The 16,964-nt window shown below is 70.4% G+C and carries 14 protein-coding genes; 11 read left to right on the forward strand and 3 right to left on the reverse strand.

Annotated elements, in window-relative coordinates:
* The first annotated feature begins 2 nt into the window (after positions 1 to 2).
* Both BLR46_RS11280 and BLR46_RS11285 read left to right on the forward strand, forming a co-directional pair.
* The gene (locus tag BLR46_RS11280) at positions 3 to 1,181 is read left to right on the forward strand and encodes a L,D-transpeptidase family protein (RefSeq protein ID WP_093252226.1); all 1,179 of its coding nucleotides are present in this window, start codon (positions 3 to 5) and stop codon (positions 1,179 to 1,181) included.
* Positions 1,182 to 1,287: 106 nt separating this feature from the next.
* Positions 1,288 to 2,220 carry a DMT family transporter gene (locus tag BLR46_RS11285; protein WP_093252228.1) on the forward strand — a complete coding sequence of 311 codons (933 nt, stop codon included), beginning with the start codon at positions 1,288 to 1,290 and terminating at the stop codon, positions 2,218 to 2,220.
* Here the strand turns inward: BLR46_RS11285 and BLR46_RS11290 are convergent.
* The gene (locus tag BLR46_RS11290) at positions 2,217 to 2,834 is read right to left on the reverse strand and encodes a hypothetical protein (RefSeq protein WP_143008282.1); all 618 of its coding nucleotides are present in this window, start codon (positions 2,832 to 2,834) and stop codon (positions 2,217 to 2,219) included. The two genes, BLR46_RS11285 and BLR46_RS11290, sit on opposite strands and share 4 nt — an antisense overlap.
* A gap of 83 nt (positions 2,835 to 2,917) precedes the next feature.
* On the opposite strand from BLR46_RS11290, the gene BLR46_RS11295 reads away from it, so the two are divergent.
* From BLR46_RS11295 to BLR46_RS14890, 6 genes are all read left to right on the forward strand, one after another.
* Complete coding sequence (locus BLR46_RS11295; RefSeq protein WP_093252233.1) at positions 2,918 to 3,823, forward strand: DUF4192 family protein; 906 nt, start codon at positions 2,918 to 2,920, stop codon at positions 3,821 to 3,823.
* A gap of 13 nt (positions 3,824 to 3,836) precedes the next feature.
* On the forward strand, positions 3,837 to 4,751 hold the full coding sequence (locus tag BLR46_RS11300) for a carbohydrate kinase family protein (protein WP_176761755.1): 915 nt from the start codon (positions 3,837 to 3,839) through the stop codon (positions 4,749 to 4,751).
* 80 nt (positions 4,752 to 4,831) lie between these two features.
* Complete coding sequence (gene leuS, locus BLR46_RS11305) at positions 4,832 to 7,294, forward strand: leucine--tRNA ligase (RefSeq protein ID WP_245701670.1); 2,463 nt, start codon at positions 4,832 to 4,834, stop codon at positions 7,292 to 7,294.
* Positions 7,295 to 7,402: 108 nt separating this feature from the next.
* The gene (locus tag BLR46_RS11310) at positions 7,403 to 8,173 is read left to right on the forward strand and encodes a ComEA family DNA-binding protein (RefSeq protein WP_093252239.1); all 771 of its coding nucleotides are present in this window, start codon (positions 7,403 to 7,405) and stop codon (positions 8,171 to 8,173) included.
* A complete protein-coding gene (locus BLR46_RS11315) occupies positions 8,170 to 10,479 on the forward strand; it encodes a ComEC/Rec2 family competence protein (RefSeq protein WP_093252240.1) in 2,310 nt (769 codons plus the stop codon). Before BLR46_RS11310 ends, BLR46_RS11315 begins: the two co-directional genes overlap by 4 nt.
* A gap of 174 nt (positions 10,480 to 10,653) precedes the next feature.
* Positions 10,654 to 11,301 (forward strand): hypothetical protein, encoded by a 648-nt coding sequence (locus BLR46_RS14890; RefSeq protein ID WP_143008283.1) that lies wholly within the window; start codon positions 10,654 to 10,656, stop codon positions 11,299 to 11,301.
* An 89-nt stretch (positions 11,302 to 11,390) separates the two neighbouring features.
* On the opposite strand, the gene BLR46_RS11325 is transcribed toward BLR46_RS14890, so the two are convergent.
* Complete coding sequence (locus tag BLR46_RS11325; RefSeq protein WP_093252242.1) at positions 11,391 to 12,368, reverse strand: Gfo/Idh/MocA family protein; 978 nt, start codon at positions 12,366 to 12,368, stop codon at positions 11,391 to 11,393.
* Between the two features lie 52 nt (positions 12,369 to 12,420).
* Here BLR46_RS11325 and holA point away from each other — a divergent pair, with 52 nt between their 5' ends.
* On the forward strand, positions 12,421 to 13,389 hold the full coding sequence (holA, locus tag BLR46_RS11330) for a DNA polymerase III subunit delta (RefSeq protein ID WP_093252244.1): 969 nt from the start codon (positions 12,421 to 12,423) through the stop codon (positions 13,387 to 13,389).
* Between the two features lie 61 nt (positions 13,390 to 13,450).
* Here the strand turns inward: holA and rpsT are convergent, their stop codons facing one another.
* A complete protein-coding gene (gene rpsT / locus BLR46_RS11335) occupies positions 13,451 to 13,717 on the reverse strand; it encodes a 30S ribosomal protein S20 (RefSeq protein WP_093252245.1) in 267 nt (88 codons plus the stop codon).
* 156 nt (positions 13,718 to 13,873) lie between these two features.
* Between rpsT and lepA the strand changes: the two genes are divergently transcribed.
* Both lepA and hemW read left to right on the forward strand, forming a co-directional pair.
* Positions 13,874 to 15,700 (forward strand): translation elongation factor 4, encoded by a 1,827-nt coding sequence (gene lepA / locus BLR46_RS11340; protein WP_093252246.1) that lies wholly within the window; start codon positions 13,874 to 13,876, stop codon positions 15,698 to 15,700.
* 7 nt (positions 15,701 to 15,707) lie between these two features.
* The gene (hemW, locus tag BLR46_RS11345; protein ID WP_093252248.1) at positions 15,708 to 16,898 is read left to right on the forward strand and encodes a radical SAM family heme chaperone HemW; all 1,191 of its coding nucleotides are present in this window, start codon (positions 15,708 to 15,710) and stop codon (positions 16,896 to 16,898) included.
* Positions 16,899 to 16,964: the final 66 nt, after the last annotated feature.

Below are 16,964 nucleotides of genomic sequence, written 5' to 3' on the forward strand. Positions count from 1 at the left end.
TCATGAGAGTTCGCAATGCGCTCACGAGCATTGTCGTTGCGCTGTTCGTAGGGATCGGCGCATCCGGGTGCGCCACGCAGCCCGTCACGACGCCCCGCGCGCCGGTGGCGCCGCCGGTCAGCCAGCCGGCCGACCCCGTCCCCACGGACACCGCCGCCCCGGAGCCCGCCCCCGCGGCGCCAAGCCCCACCGTCGATCCCACCCCGACGACGCCCGCTCCGACGACGCCGGCCGACCCGACGCCCACCCCGTCCGCCCCGGAGAGCCCGACGCCCGAGCCCACCCCGCGGGCGCTCTTCGAACGCGGTGACGAGGGCGACGACATCCGCGCGATCCAGCACCGACTGCTGCAGCTCCAGTGGTTCGAGGGGCCCGTCACGGGAACGTTCGGACCGGCCACCCAGGCCTCCGTGGAGGGCTTCCAGGCCAAGCGGGGCCTGCCCGTCACCGGTGCCATCGATGCCGTCACCCTCGAACGGCTCGAGGCGATGACCGAGACGCCCACCCACGACGAGATGTACAACGTCCTGAAGCCCGGGCCCACCATCCTGGGACCCGGCGCCAAGGGTGACGCGGTGAAGGACCTGCAGGCCAGGCTCCGCCAGATCGGCTGGTACGCCGGCAAGGTGGACGGCATCTTCGGCGACCAGACCAAGAGCGGCATCTCCGGGTTCCAGGAGAAGCGCGGCTTCCCGGTGACCGGTGCCGTCGACCAGCGCACCCTCGACAAGGTGCACGAGATGACCAGGAAGCCCACCTCCGACGAGCTGAACAACATCTTCCCGTCCGCCAAGCCGTCCTCGCTGCGTCTCGACGAGCGCTGCACGACCGGTCGCGCCATCTGCATCTCCAAGAAGGAGCGCAAGCTGGCCTGGGTGGTCGACGGCGACGTCAAGATGATCGTCGACGTGCGCTTCGGGTCCGAGATGACCCCCACCAGGGAGGGGACGTTCTCCGTCCAGTGGAAGTCCCGCGACCACGTCTCGTCGCTGTACGACACGCCGATGCCCTACGCCCTGTTCTTCAGCGGTGGCCAGGCCGTGCACTACTCCGCCGACTTCGCCGCCCGCGGCTACAACGGGGCCTCGCACGGTTGCGTGAACGTGCGCGACAAGGCGGCAGTCGCGAGCCTGTTCGACCTGGCGAAGGTCGGCGACAAGGTCATCGTCTACTCGGACTGATGGCCGTCGGCGATCGGGATCGCGCCTCGGCGTGTACCCCATCGACCCCACCGGGCGTAGAGTCTTCCTCGGCCGGTGGGGCCGCCGCACGTCTGAGGAGAGCTAGTTGATTCCCGTCGCGATCCTGCTGCAGGTCATCGGCTCGTTCCTCTTCGCGGGCGGGGCCATCCTGCAGAGCCTCGGGGTGCGGTCGACCTTCGACCACGGCGGGCACGCCTCCGACAACAGGCTCTCCCTCGCGGGCCTGTTCCGGCTCTTCCTGATCCCTCGCTGGGCGCTCGGCCTGCTCTGCGTGCTCATCGGGGCGGCCATCAACTTCACGGCCCTGACGCTGGCGCCCGTGGCCGTCGTCCAGCCCGTCGGCATCCTGGCGGTGTCCTGGTCCGTGATCCTGTCGTCCTGGGTCCACAAGCACAGGATCCCGCCGAACGTGTGGGTGGCGGTCGTCATCACGCTCGTCGGCCTCGTGGGGTTCACGCTCATCTCGTCCACGCACGCCACGGGCAACCAGGAGGCGCGGACCGTGCCCCTTGTCATCACGTTCGTCGTGGTCGTCTCCATCTGCCTGGGCCTCGCAGCGCTCGCTCCCAGGGCCGTCCCGTGGCTGAAGGCGACGCTCTGGTCGTCGATCGGCGCCACGCTCTACGGCATGGCCACGGGGATGTTGAAGGCCACGGCCGACCTGATCATCCGCTACGACAACCCGCTCCTCGACCCGCAGGTCATCCTGACGGTGGCGATGATGCTGACCGGGTTCGTCGGTGGCGCCTGGATGATCCAGCAGGGTTACGCGTCAGGGCCGGCGGAGATCACCGTGGCGACCATGACCACGGTGGACCCGTTCGTGGCCGTACTCTTCGGGTTGATCGTGCTCGGCGAGGGTTCGCAACTCGGGCTGCTGCCCGGTGTCGGCATGGCGGCGATGGGTGCGGTCGCCATCTACGGCGTCGTCCTGCTCAGCCGGTTCCACCCCGAGGCCCAGGACGAGCACGAGGCGCGCACCCGGGCCAGCCACACCCCGCCCGTCCACCCGGTCTAGCCGCTGATCGGCAGTGCCGTGATCGCCCGCCCCGTCACGGTCGTGAGCACGAACGACGCGTCGCCACGCGGCATGGAGAAGGTCACCGTGCCGGTCGCGGGGGAGCCCTCCGACACCTCGATCACGCGGTCCACGTCGGGCACGTAGCTCTGGCGTGTCTCGTTGTCGAACATGAAGAACGTGAAGCGCCGCGTGCCCTCGTCGGAGGTGATCCGGTAGTCCACCTCCACCCCGGTGTCGGTCCACCGGTGGGCGGTCACCTCGAACACGCCGGTGCCGTTGCCCTCGTACGGGAGGGCGTTGCCCGTCAGCGAGGGGCTCGGGAAGGCGCTCGCCGGGGGTTGCTCCGACGGGACGGCTTCGGGTTGCCCCGGCCGCAGCAGCAGGAAGACCAGCAACGCCGCGATCACGCCGAGGACGCCCAGGACCCATGGCCAGACGGGTTTCCTTGGTGGCTGCAGGTCCGGGAGGGAGGGCATGACCGGTCGGTCGCCGAACGGCTGCCGCGGGTCGCGCCCGGTGTGGTCACGGAACTGGGTGGGACGCCACTCCGGGTCCTGCTGCGCCCAAGGATTGCGGGGCTCCCCGTTCTGGTTCCACTCCTGGTTGCTCATGACCACAGAGCGTACTTCGTGCGTTTGTCCACAGGCGCCGGATCGCGCGGGAACCGCGCCGCGCTCGTGACCACAGTGCGGGCATGACAGACACCGAACACACCATCCGAGTCGTCACCCGCAACGACCTCTTGTCCCTGCCCGCCGTGATGCTGGGCTTCGAGCCCGAGGAGTCGCTGGTCATGTTGCACCTGCTGGGCAACGGGGTGGAGTTCTGCACCCGCGTGGACGCGGACGTGCTCATCGACTCGCCGGAGCACCTGCTCGCCCAGATCCTCAGCGCCGGCGCGTCGCCCGCGCGCGTGGACGGACGATGGGTGCTGATGCTGTACTCGCACACCCCGCTGGACTACGTCCGCGCCGTCGAGGAACTCGCGTTCCAGATGGGTGGTGCCCCCATGGTGGTCGCCACCGACTCGGTCCGATCCTGGGACGTCGTCGCGGGCCTCCTCCTGGACGAGCTCCCCTTCGATCCCAGCGTCTCGCCCGTGACGGCGGACGCCGTCTGGCGGGCGGTTCCGCTCGGCAGGACGAGGGAGGAGGTCGTCGCAGAGCTGGGCGAGTGGGATCCCTGCCCGGAATGCGTCGAGCACGCCCGCGACGTCGTGCCGGGGTTGGACCCCGGCTCCCGCCTCGCGCTCCTCGCCACCTTCCTCGAGGAGGACGACCGGGACGAGCCCGAGACCGCGCTGCTGGCCGGGCTGCTGGGGGAGGAGGAGTGCTTCGCGGAGGTGCTGGCCCGCATGTCCGTGCCCACGGCCCCGGCGCTGCGCGACGTGTTGGTGGAGGCCCGGACGCAGGCGCCGCCGGAGTGCCTCCCGAACGTCACCGCGTTGCTGGCGCTCGCTTGCTGGCTGTCGGGGGAGGGCGCCCTGACCAGCGAGTGCCTCGTCGAGCTCGACGAGCTGGAGCAGGGGCACCCGCTCGGCGCCATGATCCGGACGATGCAACAACTCGCGATCCCTCCGTCACGATGGGATGAGGACTGACTATCGTGTGCCTATGTCCTTCGTGGTTCTGGGCGAAGCCCTGATCGATCTCATCCCCGTCGAGCGCAGCTCGTCCTCCGCCAGCACCTGGGTGGCCCGCTCCGGTGGCAGCCCGCTCAACACCGCCGCCGCGCTCGGCCGGCTCGGCCGGGAGGTGAGCTTCCTCGGACGGCTGGGCGACGACGCCTTCGGCCGGCAGCTGGCGGAGCACCTCGAGGACCACGGCGTGGGGCTGGAGCTCGCGGTGCGCACCTCGGACCCCACGACGCTGGCCGTCGTGTCGATCGCCGACGACGGCAAGGCGAGCTACGCCTTCCACACCCACGCCACCACCAACTGCAACTGGCGGCCGGAGGAGTTCCCCGCCATCCCCGCCGACCGCTGGCTCCACTTCGGCTCCATCGGCACCGTGATGGAGCCTTCCTTCGAGCCGCTCTACGCCTTCCTGTCGACCATTCCCAACCCGAAGAGCTTCGACCTCAACGTCCGTCCCACCGTCATACCCGACCGCGGGGAGTACCGCACCAAGATCGACGCACTGCTCTCGCTGGTCGGCCGCACGGACGGGTTCGCGAAGGCCTCCGACGAGGACCTGGAGTGGCTCAGCGACGACGGGGTCGACCCGCTGGTCACCGCGAGCGAGTGGACACGGCGCTACGGCCTCGGGTTCTTCATCGTCACCCTGGGCGCGGAGGGGGCGGTCGCCGTCGGTCCCGACGGGGAGCTGGCCCGGGCCCCGGGTAGGCGGGTGGACGTCGTCGACACCGTCGGCGCAGGCGACACCTTCACGGCCGGCTTCCTTGCGCGCTACGACGGGTCGAACACCCAGGAGGCGCTCGAGTACGGGGTCGGTGCGGCGGCGCTCGTCTGCACCCGTGCCGGTGCACAGCCGCCCACAGCCTCGGAGCTGGACGCCTTCCTCGCCTGAGCCCACGCCCGGCGGGCGGCGGCCACCTCCCGGGCGAGGCGCGGTATATTGACCCGGCAGTACGCATTTGGAGGAGAAGCGTGAGTCGAGAGCATTACGACCGGGTTGCCGCGCAGGAGAAGTGGCAGGCGTTCTGGGAGAAGGACGAGACCTACAAGCCCCTCGATGACGGCTCCCGGGAGCGGCGCTACGTCCTCGACATGTTCCCCTACCCCTCGGGCGACCTCCACATGGGGCACGCGGAGGCATACGCGATGGGCGACGTGGTCTCGCGCTTCCTCCGGTTGAAGGGCTTCGACGTCCTCCACCCGATTGGTTGGGACTCCTTCGGGTTGCCGGCCGAGAACGCGGCGATCCGCAACAACGCCCATCCCGCGGAGTGGACCTACGCCAACATCGAGACGCAGGCGTCCTCGTTCAAGCGCTACGGGCTGAGCCTCGACTGGTCCCGCCGACTGCACACCTCCGACGAGGAGTACTACCGCTGGACCCAGTGGCTGTTCCTCCGCTTCCACGAGCGCGGCCTCGCGTACCGCAAGGAATCCTTCGTCAACTGGTGCCCGAAGGACCAGACCGTCCTGGCCAACGAGCAGGTGGTCGGCGGCACCTGCGAGCGCTGCGGCACCGAGGTGACCAAGCGCAAGCTCCGCCAGTGGTACTTCAAGATCACCGACTACGCCGACCGGCTGCTCGACGACATGTCGGAGCTCGAGGGCGGCTGGCCCGAGCACGTCCTCACCATGCAGCGCAACTGGATCGGGCGCAGCGAGGGGGCCCACGTCGACTTCCGGGTGGAGGGCCGCGAGACGCCGATCACCGTGTTCACCACCCGACCCGACACCCTGTATGGCGCCACCTACATGGTGGTGGCTCCCGACGGCGACCTCGCCGCGGAGCTCGTGTCCGACGGGCAGCGCGCCGAGTTCGAGGCCTACGTCGAGAAGGTGAAGAGGACCTCCGAGATCGAGCGCCAGTCCACCGAGCGCGAGAAGACCGGCGTCTGGCTGGGGGTCGACGCCATCAACCCCGTCAACGGCGAACGCCTCCCGATCTGGGCGGCCGACTACGTCCTGGCGGACTACGGCACCGGCGCCATCATGGCGGTACCGGCGCACGACCAGCGTGACCTCGACTTCGCCCGCAAGTTCGACCTGCCGGTCCGCACCGTCCTGGACGTCGACGGCACCGACCCCGCCGAGACCGGGGTCGCGACCGTCGGCGACGGCGCGTACATGAACTCCGGGATCCTCGACGGGCTCACCGACAAGTCCGCCGGCGTCAGCCGGATGATCGCCCACCTCGAGGCCGACAACGGCGGCGTGGGGACCGTCCAGTACCGCCTCCGCGACTGGCTGCTCTCGCGCCAGCGCTTCTGGGGATGCCCCATCCCGATCGTCCACTGCGAGCAGTGCGGCGAGGTCCCGGTCCCCGACGAGCAGCTGCCCGTCAGGTTGCCCGACCTGCGCGGCGACCAACTCGCGCCCAAGGGCACCTCGCCGTTGGCGGCGGCGACCGACTGGGTGAACACCACCTGCCCGCGGTGCGGCGGCGCGGCCCAGCGCGACACCGACACGATGGACACGTTCGTCGACTCGTCCTGGTACTTCTTCCGCTACTGCTCGCCGGGCTACGAGGAGGGCCCGTTCCGTCCCGAGGACGTCGCCCGTTGGATGCCGGTCGCCCAGTACGTCGGCGGCGTGGAGCACGCGATCCTGCACCTGCTCTACATGCGCTTCTTCTCCAAGGTGCTCCACGACATGGGCATGGTGCCCTTCAAGGAGCCCATGCAGCGCCTGCTGAACCAGGGTCAGGTCATCAACCACGGCAAGGCGATGAGCAAGTCGCTGGGCAACGGCGTGGACCTGGGCCAGCAGATCGACAACTACGGCGTCGACGCGGTGCGCGTCACGATGATCTTCGCCGGACCGCCGGAGGACGACATCGACTGGGCCGCCCTGTCCCCGGCCAGTTCGCTGAAGTTCCTGCAGCGCGCCCACAGGCTCGCCGCCGACGTGACCAGCGAGCCCGGCGTGGACTTCGCCAACGGCGACCGGTCGCTGCGCAAGTCCACCCACCAGAGCATCGCCGAGATCGACATGCTCGTCGGTGACGGGCGATTCAACGTCGCGGTGGCGCGCATCATGGAGCTCGTCAACGCCACCCGCAAGGCCATCGACTCCGGCTGCGGCCCGGCCGATCCCGCGGTGCGCGAGGCCGCGGAATTCGTCGCCCAGGCGCTGTCGCTCGTTGCGCCGTACGTGGCCGAGGAGATGTGGGAGATGCTCGGCAAGGAGCCCTCGGTGGCCAACAGCCGCTGGCCCGAGTCCGATCCCCAGCTCGCCGCGGAGGACACCGTCACCATGGTCGTGCAGATCCAGGGCAAGATCCGGGCGAAGCTCGAGGTCCCGGCGGACATCGCGGAGGAGACCGCGGTCGAGCTCGCGCTCGCCGACGCCGGTGTCCAGCGGAGCCTAGCCGGCCGGGAAGTCGTCAAGGTGATCGCGAAACTCCCCAAGATGGTGAGCCTCGTCCCCGGGAAGTGACCGCTTGACCCACTCCGGCCCCGCGCGACGGCGCGGGGCCGGAGTGCATTCTCCACAGCCGGCTGGCGTCGGCGGACGCGTCGAGGCCTTCGTGGCCATCACTGGGACATGCGGCAACGAACAACTGCCCACGCAGACCAGCTGGCACGCGCCCGGCTCGCCTACCTGAGCGCCGGTCAGCCCTCGCTCACCGCTCCCCGTCATGCGCTCGAGGAGCCGGAGCCCGAGGACCTCCCCGCGCAGCCCGATCCGGTCGCGTCGCGTCCTCGTCGCGAGTTGACGCGGACCCACCTGGTGGCGCTGGCGACGGTGGCGCTCGTGGCCGTGCTGGTCGTCGCTTTCACCTGGAGCCGCGCCTCCGCAGAGACCGTCACCGCTCCGGCCCCGGCACCCGTCGCCGCGCCGCTGCCGCCCGCTGAGGGCCCGTCACCCGCTCCCTCGATCAGCCCGCTCCGCGTGCACGTGCTGGGCGGTGTCGTCTCCCCGGGCGTCGTCACGGTGGAGCCGGGCGCCATCGTCGCTGACGTCATCGCCGCCGCAGGAGGACTCGCGCCGCAAGCGCTCCCCGGCGAACTGAACCTCGCGGCCCCGGTCGCCGACGGGATGCAGGTGGTCGTGGGCAGCGACTCCCAGCCGAGCCGGGTCGAGGGTCAACCCGTGAGCGGTTCCGGAGGTGGATCCTCCGGCGGGAAGGTCGACCTCAACACCGCCAGCAGGGAGGAGCTGGAGACCCTGCCGGGCGTCGGGCCGGTCATGGCCGAGGCGATCGTCGCCTGGCGCGAGGAACACGGCCAGTTCAGCTCGACGGCGGAGCTGCAGGAAGTCAGCGGCATCGGCCCCAAGACGTTCGCCAAGCTCGAGCCGCTGGTCACCGTGTGACGCTCCACGACTGGCGACTGGTCCCGGTCGCGGCGGGGGCGTGGGGCGGCGCCTTCGCCGGGACGTCCGGCGACGGTGTTACCACGGTGCTGGTGGCGGTCGTCTCCGGTGTGGCGGCGGCCGCCCTCCGCCGCCACACGGCGCTCGTCGTGGGGCTGATGGCCTGCGCACTGCTCGCCGTCTCCTCGGGCCTCCTCGCGGGGCAGCGCGGCGGCTCCTCCCTCGCCGCGCTGGCGGACGACGGGGCGGTGGTGGATGTGGCGTTCCGCGTCGTGTCCGAGCCCAGACCCCGGCCCGCACGGCCGCCGATGCCTCCCTCGGCCACGGCGCTCGCCGAGACGCGCTGGGTCGAGGGCCGCGGCGAACGCGTGGGTCAGCGGCTGCCCGTCGTCCTCTCCGCGAGCGGCGAGTTGGCGGCCGAGCTGCTGGAGCTGCAGCCGGGAGCGGTCTACGTGGCGACGGCGAAGCTCGCCGCCGCCGAGCCGGGGGACAGCGCGGTGGCGTTCGTGCGGATCCGCTCCTCCCCGCGGCTCTCCTCCGGGCCCGGGGCGCTGGACGCCCTGGCGGCCGGCCTGCGCGAGGGCCTCCGGCAGGCGGTGGCGGGCTCGCCGGCGCCCCAGCGGGCGTTGGTGCCGTCCCTGGTGGTGGGCGACACGTCGAGGGTCACCCAGGCGATGGCGGACGAGTTCAAGGCCACCGGTCTCACGCACCTGATGGCGGTCTCCGGCGCCAACCTCGCGCTGATGCTGGGCGTGGTGCTCGCGGTGCTCAGGACGGTCGGGGTGCGGGGATGGGCGGTACGGATCGTCGCAGCCGGGTGCGTCGGGATGTTCGTGGTGGTCTGCGGGCCCGAACCGTCCGTGCAGCGGGCCGCGGTCATGGGACTGGTCGCGGTGGCGGCCACGGGCGCGGGCAAACGGCGACGGAGCGTGCGCGCGCTGAGCGTGGCCGTCTGCGTCCTGATGGTGCTGGACCCCTGGCTCAGCCGCGCGCCCGGCTTCTGGCTGTCGGTGGCCGCCTGTTTCGGCATCGTGGTGCTGGGCCCACCGTGGATCGACGCCATGTGCAACTGGGCGCCGCGTTGGGTCAGCGAGGCGTTCGCCATCGCACTCGCCTCACAGGTCGCCACTCAGCCCATCGTCACGTGGCTGAGCGGTGAGATCTCGCTCGTCGGGGTCCTGGCGAACGTCCTCGCCGGGCCATTCGTCGGCCCCACCACCGTCCTCGGCTTCGCCGCGGCCTGCCTGACCCCGTTGCCGCCCCTCAGCGCCTTCGTCGGGTGGGCCGCGGGTTGGGCGTCGCAGCCGATCCTCTGGATCGCCGGGATGGGCGCGGCCCTCCCGAACGCCACGGTCGCCTGGGTTCCGGGTGCGCTCGGTCTGCTCATGGTGATCGCGCTGTCGGCGGCGCTGCTGCCGCTCGCGGGGCCCGTGCTGCGGCGCGCCGGATCGAGCCTGCTCGCCGTGATCCTGCTGACGGTCGCCGCATTGCTGCCGGCGACTCCGCCCGGCTGGCCGGGGGAGTGGGACTTCGCCTTCTGCGACGTGGGGCAGGGGGACGCCACCGTCCTGCGCGCCGAGGGCGATACCGCGGTGCTCGTCGACTCCGGTCCGGAGCCCGCCCCGGTGCTCGACTGTCTCGACGCGCTCGGGGTCCGGCGGTTGTCGATGGTCGTGCTCACGCACTACCACGCCGACCACATCGGCGGGTTCGAGGCGGTGGTGCGGCGTTACCGGCCACCCCTCGTCCTCGTGAGCCCGCTCGCCTCGCCGCCGTACGCCGCGGCAGCCGTGGCGGCGGTCGCGGGCGACGCCACGCTCCGCCCGGCGGTCCCGGGGGAGCGGATCGCCGTGGGGTCGCTGGTGTGGACCACCGTCGCGGCAGCGCAGCCGTCGATGCCGGGACGAAGCGTCACCGAGGGCGAGTCCGCCGCGGAGAACGACGCCTCCGTCGTCGGCCTTGCGGAGCGTGCCGGGACGAGGCTCCTGCTGCCGGGCGACGCGGAGCCGGACGGCCAACGTCGCGCCCGATCGGAGGCGGATGCTCTCGGTCTGGGGCTGCGCGCGGAGGTCCTCAAGTTGCCCCACCACGGCTCGTCGCGACAGGATCGCGACTTCCTGGCGCAGACCGGTGCGCGGCTCGCCGTCGTGAGTGCAGGGGAGGGCAACGCCTACGGGCACCCGGCACCGGGCGCGCTCGCGCTGGTGCAGGAGCTCGGCATGGTGGTGGCCCGTACGGACACGGAGGGCACGATCACCGTGGAGGTGTCGGCCGATGGACTGGCGGTGCGCCGGTCCGGGGGATGACCCACCGCGGCGGGCACGGGCAGGCCCATTGCGATGAACTTCTATCGAAGTAAGCTGGCAGCACGGTTGGGGGACCTCAGATCGGGGTCCGTTCTTCTATGGGGGGAGAAACCAATGGGGAAATACTTGGCGAGCGCTGCCGCCATCATTGTGGGTCTCGGGGGGGCCTTCGCGATGAATCAAGCATTCGCGGAGACGGTGCCGTTCGACCCGGACGCGAACAAGCCCGGTTACTGGGAGGACTACTTCGAGGACCGTGGCTACGTCGACGTCACCTGCACGAAGGATGACACGGAGCGGGAATCGTTCACGGTGGGAGCGCCACCCGACGGATCGTTCTGGGTCGGAGTGATACTCAAGGCCGGGGCGGATGACTCCGCCAACGACGTCTACGTCGAACCGTCAGAGGGTGATGTGCTGGAGCACGCCAGCGGGAAGGACATTTCCCACGTGATCGCCTGCTACGCGGCGGAGGTGGAGGAATCGCCGACGCCCACGCCGTCGATCACCCCGACGCCATCTGAGTCGCCCACGCCGTCGGTGACGCCGTCGGTGTCGGAGTCGCCCACGCCGTCGGTGACGCCTTCGGTGTCGGAGTCGCCCACGCCGTCGGAGACGCCTTCGGTGTCGGAGTCGCCCACGCCGTCGGTGACGCCTTCGGTGTCGGAGTCGCCCACGCCGTCGGTCACGCCGTCCGTGTCGGAGTCACCCACGCCATCGGTGACGCCCACCGTCCTGCCGACGGTGGTCGAACGGCCCACCACGCCGGGGGTCACGCCGACCCGTCGGCCGGTGGTCCATCTTCCGCAGACCGGCGACTGACCGGCGCTGCTGAAACGAACCGGCCGGGGGCCGGCGTCGCCAACCGACGCCGGCCCCCGGCCCTGTCCGCGCCCTTCCGGGCGGGTGGTTCACGCGCCGCGCAGCGGAAGACCGGCGTTCTCATAGATGGCGTCGATGGCGCGCATGGTCGCCACCGAGTCCTCGGGGCCGGTGACGACGTCGCCGCCGCCCCGGACGGCCTCGACGAAGACCTGCAGCTGCGCGTCGTAGCTGGTGAAGTCGAGCGGGAACTGCTTCGACCGTTCCCCCGCCGCCGTGGTCAGGGTGATGGAGTTGCCCTCGTGCGGTTTCACGAAGCCCTCGACGTGCAGCGTCCCCTCCGTCCCGGTGAACGTCGCAGCCACGACCTCCTGGTCCTCGAGGAGGGAGCAGGCGAGCCGTGCCGGCACGTCGCCGAAGAGAAGCTCCGCCCACAGCGCCTCGTCGACCCGCGCGTCGGGCGCCGGACGGTAGCCGGCGTCGACGACCTCCGGCTCCGTCCCCAGCAGGCTTCGCAGGAGGTGCAGCGGGTAGCAGCCCAGGTCCATGAGGGCGCCGCCCCCGAGCTCGTAGTCATAACGGATGTTGCTGCGGTCGGGGAGGTGGATGTCGAACGTGGCCTCCGCGCGCTGCACATCACCGATCTCGGCCAGGAGCCGCTTGGTCTCCGCCCACAGCGGGTGGTACCGGTAGTGGAACGCCTCCATACACACGCGGTCGATGCCGGCGGCGACCTCCGCCACCTCCAGCGCCTGCGCGTGGTTGTTGGCGAACGGCTTCTCGACGAGCACGTGTTTGCCGGCCCGCAATGCCCGGATGGTCCAGGGTGCGTGCAGCGAGTTGGGCAGCGGGATGTAGACGGCGTCCACGGAGTCGTCGGCGAGGGCGGATTCGTAGTCCGGCAGCACCGTTGGGATTCCGTGCTGCGAGGCGAAGGCCTCCGCCGTGTCCCGGTTCCGTGCGGCGACGGCGACGATCTCGGCGTCGGGACTCTTGGCGGCGGGCCTGATGATCGCCGTTGGGGCGATCCCGGCTGCGCCGAGGATGGCGATGCGTACTGGTTCCATGCAGGCAGTCTAGGAGTCGAACTTTGTCCGTCGCAGGTGGCAAGCTAAGCGCGTGAGTGTTTTCGGCAGGGCGTTGTTGGTCACCGGACCCGAGTCGATGCTCGCCGAACGGGCGGTCGCCGAACGCAAGGCGCAGGCGCTGGTGCAGCAGCCTGGTGCTGACGTCAACACCGTCAGCGCCGACCAGCTGGGCGACGCCATCCTCGGTGAGGTCGTCGGCGGGTCGCTGTTCTCCAGCCACATCGTCGCCGTCATCGAGGACGTGGGCGCCACGCCGACGGAGGTGGTGGACCAGCTCGTCGCCGTCGCAGCGGATCCCGGCCCGGAGTTGTGCCTCATCCTCGTCCACGGGGGCGGCAACAAGGGCAAGGGCCTGATCGACAAGCTGAAGAAGGCGAAGGTCGAGACCGTCACGGTGGCGGCGATGAAGCCCTGGGAGGTGTGGAAGTTCGCGGCGGCCGAGGCGAAGCGGCAGCGTCTCCGCATGACGCAGGAGGCGGCGCAGGCCCTGGTCGACGCCGTGGGCAGCGACCTCCGCACGATCGTCGGCGCGGTGTCCCAGCTCGTCGCCGACGCGGAGGGCGACGAGATCGACGTGCCCCTGATCCGCCGCTACTTCGCGGGCCGCTCCGAGGTGACGAGCTTCAACGTCGCCGACGCGGTCATGGCCGGCAACCCGTCGGTGGCGATGGAGCGGCTGCGCTGGGCCCTCGGCACGGGCGCGCCGCACGTCCTGGTCACGTCCGCCATGGGCAGCAACTTCCGGGCGATGGGCAAGTACCTGGAGGCGCAGGGGCGTCGGATGTCCGACGCCGACCTGGCGAAGCAGCTCGGCATCCCGTTCTTCAAGGTCAAGGACTACGCGAAGAACGCACGGCTCTGGTCCACCGGCGGGGTGGCGAGGGCGATCCAGTTGATCGCCAAGGCGGATGCGGAGGTGAAGGGCGCGGCCACGGATCCCGACTACGCGCTGGAGGCCATGGTCCTCGGCGTCCTCGCCGAGCGCGAGACGCGGCGCTGAGCACGCAAAACAGCGCCTCGGCTACCGAGTACGCCGAGGCGCTGTGAAGCGCGGTGTGGAACTACTTGGCGAGCGAAGCGGCGGCCGAGGAGAGGGCCGACTTGCGGTTCGCAGCCTGGTTCGAGTGGATGACACCCTTCGAAACGGCCTTGTCGAGGGCGCGGTTCGCGACGCGGGTGAGCTCCGAGGCCTTCTCTGCGTCGCCCTCGGCGATCGCGAGGCGGGCGTTGCGGACGTGGGTACGGATCTGCGACTTGACGGCCTTGTTGCGAAGGCGCGCGACCTCGTTGGTCTTGTTCCGCTTCATCTGCGACTTGATGTTTGCCACGAGGGCTCCTTTACGAACTCGGTGTTGGCGTCAACTGGACGCGACGGTCAACTGTACACTGCTGGGCCGAAGCCCCTCAAATCGGCCGGACTCGCGTACTCGCGGCCGAAGTGGGATGATGGCATGTCACTCCCTCCATTTCCCAAGGACTGGTGCATGACCCGACCCGGCAGGACCGATCCGTCGATCATCCGCAACTTCTGCATCATCGCGCACATCGACCACGGCAAGTCAACACTCGCCGACCGCATGCTGCAACTGACCAAGCTCGTGGACGACCGCTCGATGCGGGCCCAGTACCTGGACCGCATGGACATCGAGCGAGAGCGCGGCATCACGATCAAGTCGCAGGCGGTCCGGATGCCGTGGGACGTCAACGGCGAGACCCACGTCCTCAACATGATCGACACCCCCGGGCACGTCGACTTCACCTACGAGGTGTCCCGCTCGCTCCAGGCGTGCGAGGGAGCCATCCTCCTGGTCGACGCGGCGCAGGGCATCGAGGCCCAGACGCTGGCGAACCTGTACCTCGCGCTCGCCGCTGACCTCACGATCATCCCGGTGCTCAACAAGATCGACCTGCCCGGCGCGAACCCCGAGAAGTACGCGGCGGAGATCGCCGGCATCATCGGCTGCGACGAGTCCGAGGTGCTCCGGGTCTCGGGCAAGACCGGCGTCGGGGTCCCGGAACTGCTCGACGCCGTGGTGGAGCGGATCCCCGCACCCACCGGCCGCGCCGACGCGCCCGCGCGCGCCCTGATCTTCGACTCCGTCTACGACACCTACCGCGGCGTCGTGACCTACGTCCGCGTGGTCGACGGGGAGCTGCGCAACCGCGACCGGATCCTGATGATGTCGACGACCGCCCAGCACGAACTGCTCGAGGTCGGCGTCATCTCGCCCGAGCCGGTGAAGTCCGACGCGATCGGGGTCGGCGAGGTCGGCTACCTCATCACCGGCGTGAAGGACGTGCGGCAGTCGCGCGTCGGCGACACCGTCACCACGGCCGCCCGCCCCGCCACCGAGGACCTGGGCGGCTACCAGCCGCCCAACCCCATGGTGTACGCCGGGCTGTACCCCATCGACGGCGACGATTTCTCCGAGCTGCGCGAGGCCCTCGACAAGCTGCAACTCAACGACGCCGCCCTCACCTACGAGCCCGAGACGTCGGGCGCGCTCGGCTTCGGCTTCCGGGTGGGATTCCTCGGGCTGCTGCACATGGAGATCGTCCGGGAGCGACTCGAGCGCGAGTTCAACCTGGATCTCATCTCGACGGCCCCGAACGTGGTCTACCGGGTCCGGATGGAGGACGGCTCGGAGCACACCGTGACGAACCCCTCCGAGTACCCGGCGGGCAAGATCGACGAGGTGTACGAGCCGGTGGTCCGCGCGACCATCCTGGCGCCCTCCGACTACATCGGCACCATCCTCGAACTCTGCCAGAACCGTCGCGGCATCCAGCTGGGGCTCGACTACCTGTCCGCGGACCGCGTCGAGATCCGCTACACCCTGCCGCTCGCTGAGATCGTGTTCGACTTCTTCGACCAGCTCAAGTCGCGCACCAAGGGGTATGCCTCGCTGGACTACGAGCCCGACGGCGAGGCCGCGGCGGACCTGGTGAAGGTCGACATCCTCCTGCACGGCGACCCGGTCGACGCCTTCTCGGCGATCGTCCACCGGGACAAGGCGTACAACTACGGGCTGGAGATGGCGTCCAAGCTCAAGGAACTGATCCCCAGGCAGCAGTTCGAGGTGCCCATCCAGGCGGCCATCGGGTCCCGGGTGATCGCCCGCGAGACGATCCGCGCCATGCGCAAGGACGTGCTGTCGAAGTGCTACGGCGGCGACATCTCCCGAAAGCGCAAGCTGCTCGAGAAGCAGAAGGAGGGCAAGAAGCGGATGAAGATGGTCGGCCGGGTCGAGGTGCCCCAGGAAGCCTTCGTCGCCGCCCTGTCCACCTCGGAGCCGACGAAGAGGGACTGAGCCCCCGGTGCCATCCCAGTTGCCCGACGGCGAACCGGTACCCGCCGACGGCGCCCTCCCTGCGGGGGTGCGCCTCGACGGACCCCTGTCGTTGTACGTCCACGTGCCGTTCTGCCGGACGCGGTGCGGCTACTGCGACTTCAACACCTACACGCCGTCCGAGCTCGGCGGCATGTCCACCGATGCCTACCTGGAGGCGGCGCTGCGCGAGCTGGACCTCGCCCGCCGTGTGGTGGGGGGAGCCGACGTGTCGACGATCTTCTTCGGGGGCGGAACGCCCACCATGCTGCCTGCCAGGCAGTTGGCCGGTTTCCTCGAGGCCATCGCGGACCGCTTCCACCTCGTCGACGGCGCAGAGGTCACCACCGAGGCCAACCCCGACTCCGTTGACGCCGACTACTTCCGGACGCTGCGCTCGGCCGGGTTCACGCGCATCTCGCTCGGCTTCCAGTCGGCCGTCCCGCACGTCCTCGACGTCCTCGAGCGCACCCACACCCCGGACAGGGGCCTCCACGCCGCCCGCTGGGCGGCCGACGCAGGATTCGAGCACGTGAGCCTCGACCTGATCTACGGCACGCCCGGCGAGAGCCTCGCCGACTGGCAGCGCAGCCTCGACGCGGTGACCAGCACGCCGGTCGACCACGTGAGCGCCTACTCGCTGATCGTCGAGCCGGGCACGAGGCTCGCGATGCAGGTGCGCAGGGGGCTCGTCGGGATGCCCGACGAGGACGACCTGGCGGACAAGTACCTCGTGGCCGACGAGTTCCTCGCCGCCCAGGGCTTCGCCAACTACGAGGTGAGCAACTGGGCGCGTCCCGGGGGCGAGTGCCGCCACAACCTCGCCTACTGGCGCGGCGGCGACTGGTGGGGGATCGGTCCCGGCGCGCACTCGCACGTCGACGGCGTCCGCTTCTGGAACCGAAAGCACCCGGCGGCCTACGCCGAGCGGATCCTCGCCGGGGAGTCGCCGGCGCAGGGCCGTGAGCGGCTCACCCCCGAGGACCGTCGCGTCGAGCGCGTGCTGCTGGAACTGCGGCTCGCCGAGGGGCTCCCGCTGGACGTCCTCACCGAATCCGAACGCGCCCGGGTCCCCGATGTCGCCGCCGCCGGATGGGGGCTCGTCCGCGACGGGCGCCTGACCCTCACGCAGGCCGGGCGGCTGATGGCCGACGGCATCGTGCGCGACCTCCTGGACTGACATCCATCCAACCACCGACAGCGCCCACGCCGGCGTTGACGCCGCACGCGCGTTGTACTACTGTAT

The sequence above is a fragment of the Tessaracoccus oleiagri genome (assembly GCF_900103275.1).
In the GTDB taxonomy this organism is placed as follows: Bacteria; Actinomycetota; Actinomycetes; order Propionibacteriales; family Propionibacteriaceae; genus Arachnia; species Arachnia oleiagri.